This is a genomic window from Streptomyces sp. AC558_RSS880 (assembly GCF_019049255.1).
Classification (GTDB): Bacteria; Actinomycetota; Actinomycetes; order Streptomycetales; family Streptomycetaceae; genus Streptomyces.
Genome location: NZ_JAGMUJ010000169.1, coordinates 1 through 267, shown reverse-complemented (window position 1 = coordinate 267; position 267 = coordinate 1). Strand labels below are relative to the sequence as shown.

1 protein-coding gene is annotated in these 267 nt (G+C 67.0%); it reads right to left on the bottom strand.

The features are described 5' to 3' along the window. A partial coding sequence (locus KUM38_RS38970; protein ID WP_254398443.1) for an alpha-amylase family glycosyl hydrolase occupies window positions 1-267 on the bottom strand: 267 nt, incomplete at both ends.

Here is a 267-nt window from a genome sequence, read left to right as displayed (position 1 = left end):
GTCGCTGGTGTGGTTCATGACGAAGTCGATGATCACGCGCATGCCGCGCTGGTGGGCGGCGTCGACGAACTCGACGAAGTCGGCGAGGTCGCCGAAGTCGGGGAGCACGGCGGTGTAGTCGGCCACGTCGTAGCCGCCGTCGCGCAGGGGGGACTTGAAGAAGGGCGGCAGCCAGAGGCAGTCGACGCCCAGCCACTGCAGGTAGTCCAGTTTGGCGGTCAGGCCCTTCAGGTCGCCGATGCCGTCACCGTCGCTGTCCTGGAAGGA